Below are 8,206 nucleotides of genomic sequence, written 5' to 3' on the forward strand. Positions count from 1 at the left end.
GTTTTTTTTTTTAAATACGACCCCCCTGCTGCCGCGGCCGAGATACCCCCGCGGGGCGGGGGGCCCGGGGGCCGCCCCGCGCCCCGTGGGGGGGGGGGCCCCGCCCCTTTTCCGGTGACAAGCCGCACAGGGCAAATCGGACCTACGAGGACGTCTCGTAGATCGAGTGTCCATTTTGCCCCGGAATTACGGTCCCCTCGGCCCAGAAGGGACGCAGTCAAACGGCTGCGTCACACCTCCGCCCCTACGAGTCCCGGTAGTAATCGGGAGGTTTGGGGATGCGGCGGGACACGGGTTACCAAGGGTGGGCAAGCCCGGCATCGGCCTTCGATCGTGCCGGGTGGCTTCACGCCCGCCCCGCCCTTGTCCCCGGCCCCGGAGGTCCCTTCATGTCCGCGAAGCGCGTCAGCACCCGTCGTACCCGTACCGCCCTCGCCGCCACCGCTCTCGGTGCGGCCCTGGCTCTCGGGGCCGGGACGACCGCCGCTTTCGCCGACACGGCTCCGCAGACCGCCCTGACCGGCACCGCCGAGCTCGTCGCCGCCCAGGCCAAGGCGCAGGCCTCCGTGGCCGCCGCCACCAAGGCCGCCGTCGCCTGGCAGAAGCCGGTGTCGAGCTACACGCTCTCCGCCACCTTCGGCAAGGGCGGCACCATGTGGTCCCACAAGCACTCGGGCCAGGACTTCGCCTGCCCCGTCGGCACCCCCGTCAAGGCCGCGTCCGCCGGCACGATCGTCAAGGCCGGCCCGGGCGGCGGCGGCGACGGCCCGGCGTACGGCAACGCCATCGTGATCAAGCACGCGAACAACACGTACTCGCAGTACGCGCACCTCTCGAAGATCCAGGTCCGGATCGGCCAGAAGGTCGCCAAGGGCGCGCAGATCGCCCTGTCCGGCAACACCGGCAACTCCAGCGGCCCGCACCTCCACTTCGAGATCCGGACCACCCCGAACTACGGCTCGGCCGTCAACCCGGTCACGTTCCTGCGCAACGCCGGCGTCACCGTCTGATTCAGTACAGGAGCCAGGAACCCGTCGGCTTCGTCGACGCGTCCACCCGGCCCGCCTTGAGCGTGTCGATCTGCGCCGGGGACAGCAGGGCGTCGTACGTCTGGATGCTGTCCATGGCGCCGTTCCACGCGGACGTCCACTTGTCGTCGTGCCGGGCCCGGGCCAGCTGGAGCGGCCCCTGGGCCTGGAAGACGCCCGGGACCGGGCTCTCGCCCGTCTTCTTCCCGTTCACGTACAGCGCGACCAGCTTGCGCTCGGCGTCGTAGGTCCCGGTCAGCTCCGCGAAGGTCTTCTCCATCTTCGGGGCGTCGCCGGCCACGACCACGGTGGTGGCGTCCGCCCCCTGGTCGCCCGTCTGCACGCGGAAGACCCAGGCCGGCTTGCCGTTCACCTGGTCCAGGCCCAGCTCGAACGACGACGCCTTCTCGTTGCCCTGGCTGACGGCGGTCTGGCGCCCCTTCTCCGAGCGGACCCAGACCCGGGCCGAGACGGTGAAGCTCTTGGCCGTGTCCACCACGCGCTTCTCCGACTCGGCGTACGAGTTCTCGTTGCCCTTCGTACGGATCTCGAAGCGCTTGTCGATCGGGAAGACCCCGGCGTCGGCTCCCATCTTCAGCGGAGCCTTGCCGCTGCGGTCCCGGATGCTCGTCGGGTCGCCCTTGACGGTCGGGGTGTTGTCGACCGGCGTCTTGCTCTTCGACCCGCTGGGGGAGGGTGAGGCCGACGCGGTCGGGGACGGGTTGTCGTCCGCCTTGTCGTCCTTGCCCTGGTCGTCGCCGCCCAGCAACAGGAACGTTCCACCGCCGGCGAGCAGCGCCAGGACGGTCACCGCGCCGCCGATCATCCACAGCCGCTTCTTGCGCTTCTCCGCCGCCGAACGGTCGGCCATGGCCTCCCAGTCCGGCTGGTCCGGCTGCGGTGCGAACGGCCCGGGCAGAGCGGGCCCCGGACCGCCGGGCGGCGTCGGCGCGCCCATGTTCGGCAGCCCCTGGGCCCACTCCTGCTGCTGCGGTGCGCCCGGGGCCGGGGCCTGCTGGTACGGGCCGGGCTGGGCACCGGGCTGCGGATAGCCGTAGCCTGCGCCGCCCGTGGGCACGGCCGCCGGCGGCGGCCCCAAGCCGCCGCCCCCACCGGGGGGGGGTGGGCCGGGGGGGTTGCGGTGTGTTATACACAACTCCGAGCCCCCGATACCCCGGGGGGGGGGGGGGCGGGGGGCGCGGGGGGGGGGGCGCGCGGGGGGGGGCGCGCGCGCGGGCCGCGCCCCGCGGGGGCCCGCGCCGCGGGGCGGCCCCCCCCCCCCCCCCCCGCCACCGGGGGCGGGTGCGCCGGGCGGGTAGCCGTAGCCCGCCGCGGGGGCCGGTGGCACCGGCGGGAACCCGTAGCCCCCGTTCCCCGGGGCGGGCTCGGGCTGCGGGTTGCTGGGGGGATTCGTACCGTCGGTCATGCCTGGGATGCTAAATCACGGGCCCGCACGGCAGTACGGCCCGGTCCCGATCGGTTCAGCCCGACAGCTTGATGATCGGGAAGCTTCCCGTCGCCGTCGGCGCGTGCTCCGGCAGCCACAGCACCGCCACCGCGCCGGCCGCCGCACCCTCGCGCTCCACGCCGCCCGGAGCCGCCACGTTGCGGAACGTCAGCCGGGCGCCCAGCACCCGGGCCTGGCCCTCCGCGATGGTCAGCCCCAGCCCGTGCCCCACCCCGGCGCGGTCCGTCGACCCGGTGCGGAACCGGCTCGGCCCCTCGCGCAGCAGCGCCTCCGGGAAGCCCGGCCCGTGGTCCCGGACCCGTACGACCCGGCCCTCGATGTCGACCTGGATCGGCGGCTGCCCGTACCGCGCGGCATTGGCCAGCAGGTTGCCCAGGATCCGCTCCAGCCGCCGCGGGTCGGTGCTGACGATCTCGTCCGCCACCACCCGTACCGACGCCTCCGGCATCAGCGACGCCACCCGCCGGCTCACGAACTCGCCAAGCGCCACGTCCTGGAGCTCCGCCCGCTCGGACGCGCTGTCCAGCCGGGCCACCTCCAGCACGTCCTCGACCAGCGCCCGCATCGCCTGGGCCCGGTCCCGCACCAGTTCGGTGGGCCGCCCCGGCGGCAGCAGCTCCGCCGCCGTGAGCAGGCCCGTCACCGGGGTCCGCAGCTCGTGCGCGATGTCCGCGGTGACCCGCTGCTCGGCCTCCAGCCGCTGCTGGAGCGCGTCGGCCATGGCGTCCACGGCCCGCGCGAGGTCGTCGGTCTCGTCCCGCACGACGCCCCCGACCGCGTCGCGCACCCGTACGTCGGGATCCCCGTGCGCCACCCGCTGGGCGGCGGTCGCGGCCTTGCGCAGCCGGCTGGAGATCTGCCCGCCGATGAGCACGCCGAGCGCCGCGCCCGCGACCACGACCGACAGCGAACCGACGACCAGGGCCCGGTCCAGGTCGCGCACCAGGTTGGCGCTCTCCTTGAACGGGTTGTGCAGCGAGAGCACCTGCCCGTTCCCGAGCGGCACCGCCGCCCACACCTCCGGCACGCCCTTGCGGGACTCCTGCACGTACGTGCCGCGCCGCCCCGACCGGGCCTTCTCGCGCAGCGCGGCGGGCAGGTCGGGGTCGTTGAGCTTGGCGCCCATGGACGGCTTGCGCCCGGCCTCGGCGAACCGGGCGATGAACTGCACGTTGGCCAGCTGCGTCTCGCGCGCGCTCTCCAGCATCGACACGCGGGCAGCACTGTGCACGACCAGGCTCAGTGCGACGGCGACGAGCGCGCCGACGGCGGCGATGGCGAGCGTGATCTTCCAGCGGATCCCCGTACGGAGGGTGAAGCGCCTCATGCCTTGAGCTTGTATCCGAATCCCCGGACCGTTTCGATGCGGTCCTGCCCGATCTTCGTGCGCAACCGCTGGACGTGGACGTCCACGACGCGGGTGTCGCCGCCCCAGTCGTAGTCCCAGACCCGCTCCAGCAGCCGGTCGCGCGACAGTACGGTGCCGGGCGCGGAGGAGAACTCCAGCAACAGCCGCATCTCGGTGGGCGTGAGCGCCACCGGGGCGCCGGCCTTGCGGACCTCCATGCCCTCGGTGTCGACCTCCAGGTCGCCGAAGAGCAGCACCCCGCGCTCCTCGGACGGGTCCTCGCCGTTGGCGCCGGACCGGCCGTTCTGCGGGCCGCCGGCGTGGCCGAAGCGGCGCAGCACGGCGCGGATGCGGGCGACGAGGACGGAGCCGTCGAAGGGCTTGGTGACGTAGTCGTCGGCGCCCGCCTCCAGCCCCAGGACGACGTCGATGGAGTCGGCGCGCGCCGACAGCATGATGACCGGGACGGTGGACTCGTCGCGGATGCGGCGGCACAGGCTCACGCCGTCCATGCCGGGCACCATCACGTCGAGCAGCGCGATGTCTGGCCGGTCGGCCCGGAAGGACTCCAGGCCGGACAGGCCGTCGGGCATGGCGGTGACCACGAACCCGTCGCGTTCCAGCGCCAGGGTCGTGGCCTCGCGGATGACGTCGTCGTCCTCCACGAACAGGACATGGGTCTCGGCCATGCGGGAGCCTCGCCTCGGTTCTTCGCTGTTTCGGTCCGTCAGTTCTTCTGGGTGATCGCGGGCGCGGGCTGGGCCCCGCCGTCGATGTTGCTGTAGTCGGTGTGCACCCGGTCCTGCTCGGTGAACTTCTCCCCGTTCCAGCGGTACGTGATCACGTCCTCGCCCGAGGGGTAGGCGAGCGGGTCGCTCTTCCCGTACACCGGCCTGGTGACCACCAGGTCACCCCGGTCGATCTCCGAGTAGACGGGCGGCTGCTCGTCCGAGAACACATTCTCGTACGTCCCGCCCTCCGCCCGGTACACGTAGGAGCCCCGCCCCAGCGCATCGGCGCAGGACAGGACGTTGACGACGATGTCGACCTCGGGGCCCCCGGTGACCTTCCCGTAGCTCACGTCGACGGGGTACTCCTTGCCCGTGCAGGGCTTGAGGTCCCGTTTGACCTCGGCGCTGACCTTCGGGTCCGCCTTCAGCAGCGCCACGGGGTCGACCCTCTTGGCGGGCTTGCCGGACCCGCCCGTGGTGGCCGGGACGTGGTCGGGCGGGGTGGTCGTCGGCGCGCCGCTCTTGGCCACGGACTCGGTGTGGGCCGGGCCGCCGTCACGCAGCCCGGTGCCGCCGGTGGAGCAACCGGCGGCGAACAGCACGGTGCCGACGAGGACGATCGTCCCCGCCGACATCAGTACCAGCGAACTTCTGCCGCTCAGGCTTTGGCCATTCAGGCCGCGCACCGCTCACGCCCCTCGTACCGGATGGTGTGGTCACCGCGGTGGTCACCGCGCTCCAGCGCGCGCATGTCCAGATCCCGGCTCTCCAGCTCCTGCCGGAGCCGGGCCAGTGCGCGGTGCAGGGTGCTCTTCACAGTACCCGCAGACATTCCGAGCGCGGCGGCGGTCTCCTCGGTGCTCATCTGCTCCCAGTGTCGCAGGACGACCACGCTGCGCTGCTTGGGGGCGAGGACCTTCAGGATGTCCATCAGCAGGGCGCGGTCGGCGCGCTGGTCGGTGCCGTCCTCGACGGAGGCGTCCGGGAGCTGCTCGGTCGGGACCTCTTCGAGCTTGCGGGCGCGCCACCACTCGGTCCGGGTGTTGATCATGACGCGGCGCATGTAGGCGTCGGCCAGCGACTTGTCGGCGATGCCGTCCCAGCGGCCGTACGTGCGCACCAGCGCGGTCTGCAGGAGGTCCTGCGCGTCGGTGGGGTCCGGGACCAGGCGCCGGGCACTGCGCAGGAGCGCATCCTGCCGAGTGCGTACGTACTCCTCGAATCCGAGTACCTCGCCGTGCGCCATCTCAGACCGCCTCCACCCGTCCAACCGCTCATCCCCGTGTCCTACGAATGCGAAGGTACGGAGGGGTTGTCACGGGGTTGTGCGGGTGAGACTTCGGTGGGCGCACGGACACCCATAGGTTGTGTAACAGCGCCGTGAGCTGGGCTTTGACCGGGACAAGCGGAATGAGTGGCTCAGTTTGTGTCGGTGTCCGCGGCCGGACGGGCGGGGGCGCCCTGCGGCAGCCGGTACATCCCCGCGGCGAGCGGTTCGACCAGTCCGTCGGAGACCAGTCCGTCCAGCGCCCGGGCCCGCTGCACGGGTTCGTCCCACACGGTGTCCAGCACGGCCTGCGGAACCGGTCCGACCGCGTCGCGCAGCACCGCGAGGAGCTTGCCGCGCACCTGCCGGTCCGTCCCCGCGTACGTCTGCCCGCGCCGCGGCGGCCCCTCGTGCGCCGGCTTCCCGGCCAGCCGCCACGCACACAGGCCGGCCACCGGACAGCGCACGCAGTCCGGGGACTTCGCCGTGCACACCAGGGCGCCCAGCTCCATCGACGCCGCCGCCCAACGGGCCGCGGTCTCCTCGTCGTCGGGCAGCAGGGCCCGCGCGAGGCGCCGCTCGGCCGCGGTCGTGGCGTTCGGCGGGTACTCGACGCCGGTCGTGGTGCGGGCGAACACCCGGCGCACGTTGGTGTCGAGCACGGCGTGCCGCTGCCCGTACGCGAACGAGGCCACGGCGGCCGCCGTGTACTCGCCGATCCCGGGCAGCGCGAGCAGCTGCGCGTGGTCCCGCGGTACGTCACCGCCGTGCCGCTCCGTTATCGCCACGGCCGCGCCGTGCAGCCGCAGGGCCCGCCGGGGGTAGCCGAGCCGCCCCCAGGCCCGTACGGCCTCACCGGGGGACTCGGCGGCCAGGTCCGCGGGGCGGGGCCACCGGGCGAGCCACTGCTCGTACACGGGCAGGACCCGGCTGACCGGGGTCTGCTGGAGCATGAACTCGCTGACCATGACCCCCCAGGGGCCGGCCTCGGGGCGGCGCCAGGGCAGGTCACGGGCGTGCTCGTCGAACCAGGCGATGACCGGGGAGTGCAGCGCGTGGGACACGTCGGGGGAAGGGCTGGTGGATGCAGTCATGGCAAACGGCATCCTGGCACGTTTCAGGGCCGGCGCGCGGGGCCCGGGCCGCAGAACCAGACGGCGGCGCGCCCTCCGCTCGCCCGCATGGCGGCGGTGACCGTACTGATCGGACCGGTGAGGACGAGCACGGTGATCGCGGCGAGCGCACCGCCGACCAGCAGGCCCACCACGACGTCGTGCGGGTAGTGGACGCCCACGAAGACCCGGGAGAAGGCCATCAGCAGGGCCAGCGGGACGGTCAGCAGCACCAGGCGGCGCACGGCGAAGGCCAGCGCGACGGCGGCGGCGCCCGCGATCGCGGAGTGGTTGCTGGGGAACGACCAGTCACCGGGGGCCGGGCAGGCGACGAGCGAGGCGGCGGCCCCGGCGACGGCCCGGCACGGCCGCTCCTCGTGCACGGCGGACTTCACCACCTCGGAACCCACGTACGCGACGGCCGTGGCGAGCGGCGCGACGACGGCGAGGGCGACGGGCCGCGCCCCGGACAGGGCGCGGGCACGCCACCACACGGCTATGAAGAGCAGGCCGAACAACAACAGCCCGTACTCCGTCCAGACCTCGAACGCCGATTGCAGCCAGCCGGGGGCGGAACGGGCGGAGTCGGTGATGTCGCGGTACAGGCCGGAGGTTTCCATGGTCACCGACCGTACTCAAACGCGATCAAGCCTGACGCCCGACCCCTGGCCGAAACTCGACGGCACGGGGTCCGCCCCCGAGATGATCATCGGCAAAACAAGCCGGTTGCGCGGCATGTGGGGCGCGGATCGGGCCGCGGACTCTCGTAAAGTTCCGTCCGTGGGATCTATGCGCAATCCGGTCGGGCCGCTCCCCTCCTCCATCTACTGGCGACGGAGGGCCGTGCTGGCGTCCGTTGTCGCGCTCCTCGCGCTCCTCGCCGTATGGACCGTCAGTTCCGGTGGCGGGAAGACGAGTACGAACGGCAAGGGGCAGAAGGGACCCGATCCCGTCGCCTCGATCACCCCGGGACCCTCGGGGACGGGGCCGGCGATCAGCCAGGCGCCGGGCGGGCGCGCGGAGTCGGGCGGCGGCGCGGGCAAGAACGGCGAACCGGGCGGCACCGCGGGCACCGGTACGGGTTCCGGTTCCGGTTCCGGCGGCGGGGGGGCGGGGGCGGGCGGCGCGCGCGCCGGGCCCCCCCCCCCCCCCACCGCCGCCAGGCCGTCCCCGATCACGCGGGGGGGTAGGGCGGCCGCGAGCACACCCGCGGCGGCGAAGAACCGCGGCTCGCCCGTGCGCAGGCCGTGGG

The 8,206-nt window shown here is 73.3% G+C and carries 8 protein-coding genes and 1 pseudogene; 2 read left to right on the forward strand and 7 right to left on the reverse strand.

All coding sequences use genetic code 11. The annotated features are described in order from the left end of the window. The first annotated feature begins 389 nt into the window (after window positions 1–389). Window positions 390–1,010, forward strand: a complete 621-nt coding sequence (locus tag ACFXA3_RS26995) for a M23 family metallopeptidase (protein WP_385190939.1) — start codon at window positions 390–392, stop codon at window positions 1,008–1,010. A 1-nt stretch (window position 1,011) separates the two neighbouring features. Here the strand turns inward: ACFXA3_RS26995 and ACFXA3_RS27000 are convergent, their stop codons facing one another. From ACFXA3_RS27000 to ACFXA3_RS27030, 7 genes are all read right to left on the reverse strand, one after another. Next, window positions 1,012–2,127, reverse strand: coding sequence for a LamG domain-containing protein (locus ACFXA3_RS27000; protein WP_385190940.1), 1,116 nt, complete (start codon window positions 2,125–2,127; stop codon window positions 1,012–1,014). 382 nt (window positions 2,128–2,509) lie between these two features. Beyond that, entirely contained in the window at window positions 2,510–3,823 is a 1,314-nt protein-coding gene (gene cseC, locus ACFXA3_RS27005; RefSeq protein ID WP_385190942.1) for a two-component system sensor histidine kinase CseC, read from the reverse strand. Then, window positions 3,820–4,533, reverse strand: coding sequence for a two-component system response regulator CseB (gene cseB, locus ACFXA3_RS27010; protein WP_385190944.1), 714 nt, complete (start codon window positions 4,531–4,533; stop codon window positions 3,820–3,822). The genes cseC and cseB overlap by 4 nt, the downstream gene beginning before the upstream one ends. Before the next feature lie 38 nt (window positions 4,534–4,571). Beyond that, on the reverse strand, window positions 4,572–5,210 hold the full coding sequence (locus ACFXA3_RS27015) for a hypothetical protein (RefSeq protein WP_385190946.1): 639 nt from the start codon (window positions 5,208–5,210) through the stop codon (window positions 4,572–4,574). 38 nt (window positions 5,211–5,248) lie between these two features. Next, window positions 5,249–5,821 (reverse strand): SigE family RNA polymerase sigma factor, encoded by a 573-nt coding sequence (locus ACFXA3_RS27020; protein ID WP_229337378.1) that lies wholly within the window; start codon window positions 5,819–5,821, stop codon window positions 5,249–5,251. 173 nt (window positions 5,822–5,994) lie between these two features. Continuing rightward, window positions 5,995–6,936 (reverse strand): A/G-specific adenine glycosylase, encoded by a 942-nt coding sequence (locus ACFXA3_RS27025; protein WP_385190947.1) that lies wholly within the window; start codon window positions 6,934–6,936, stop codon window positions 5,995–5,997. Between the two features lie 23 nt (window positions 6,937–6,959). Further along, window positions 6,960–7,574 (reverse strand): phosphatase PAP2 family protein, encoded by a 615-nt coding sequence (locus ACFXA3_RS27030; protein ID WP_385190949.1) that lies wholly within the window; start codon window positions 7,572–7,574, stop codon window positions 6,960–6,962. 223 nt (window positions 7,575–7,797) lie between these two features. Here ACFXA3_RS27030 and ACFXA3_RS27035 point away from each other — a divergent pair. Continuing rightward, a pseudogene (locus ACFXA3_RS27035) lies at window positions 7,798–8,206 on the forward strand (hypothetical protein); the annotation flags it as partial.

The organism is Streptomyces sp. NPDC059456, assembly GCF_042750055.1.
Taxonomy (GTDB): Bacteria; Actinomycetota; Actinomycetes; order Streptomycetales; family Streptomycetaceae; genus Streptomyces.